The organism is Pseudomonas agronomica (assembly GCF_025917275.1).
GTDB classification, from domain to species: domain Bacteria; phylum Pseudomonadota; class Gammaproteobacteria; order Pseudomonadales; family Pseudomonadaceae; genus Aquipseudomonas; species Aquipseudomonas agronomica.
The window spans coordinates 1-902 of the sequence record NZ_JAOSHO010000922.1 but is presented as its reverse complement, the minus strand read 5'-3'; the positions used below and the strand labels follow the sequence as shown (position 1 = coordinate 902).

The 902-nt window shown below is 64.3% G+C and carries 1 protein-coding gene; it reads left to right on the top strand.

Going from position 1 to position 902, the window contains the following annotated elements:
* A partial coding sequence (nagZ, locus tag OC610_RS28130) for a beta-N-acetylhexosaminidase (RefSeq protein ID WP_264432912.1) occupies nucleotides 1-856 on the top strand: 856 nt, incomplete at its 5' end.
* Between the last annotated feature and the right edge of the window lie 46 nt (nucleotides 857-902).

The window sequence follows — 902 nt, the reverse complement described above, 5'->3', positions numbered from 1 at the left end:
GGCGATCCGCGCCATTCGCCCCGACCTGTTGCTGGCGGTTGACCAGGAAGGCGGGCGGGTCCAGCGGCTGCGCCAGGGGTTCGTGCGCCTGCCGGCAATGCGGGCCATCGCCGACAACCCGAACGCCGAATATCTCGCCGAACAGTGCGGCTGGATCATGGCGACCGAAGTGCTGGCGGTCGGTCTCGATTTGAGTTTCGCCCCGGTGCTGGACCTCGATTACCAGCGCAGTGCCGTGGTTGGCAGTCGTTCCTTTGAAGGTGATCCCGCGCGCGCCGCATTGCTGGCGGGAGCCTTCATTCGTGGCATGAACGCCGCAGGGATGGCAGCCACTGGCAAGCATTTCCCTGGGCACGGCTGGGCCGAGGCAGACTCCCATGTGGCTATCCCAACGGATGAGCGCAGCCTTGAGCAGATCCGCGCCAACGACTTGGTGCCATTTGCCAAGCTGAGCAAGCAGCTTGCGGCCGTAATGCCGGCCCACGTCATTTACCCTCAAGTGGATGCCAGCCCGGCCGGGTTCTCCCGACGCTGGCTGCAAGACATCCTGCGGGGCGAGTTGCGGTTCGATGGCGTGATCTTCAGTGATGATCTTTCCATGGCCGGCGCCCATGTGGTCGGCGATGCCGCCAGCCGTATCGAGGCCGCGCTGACGGCCGGTTGCGACATGGGGCTGGTTTGCAACGACCGCGCGGCTGCCGAGCTGGCCTTGAGCGCTGCCCAGCGCTTGAAGGTCAAGCCGTCGGCGCGGATTGCCCGCATGCGTGGCCAGGCCTTTGCCAATACCGAGTACCGCCAGGATCCACGCTGGTTGACAGCCATCGGCGCATTGAAAGCCGCCCAGTTGATTGATTAAGGACGTTTAAATGACCGTTTACGCAATTATCGGCGGCACCGGCCTG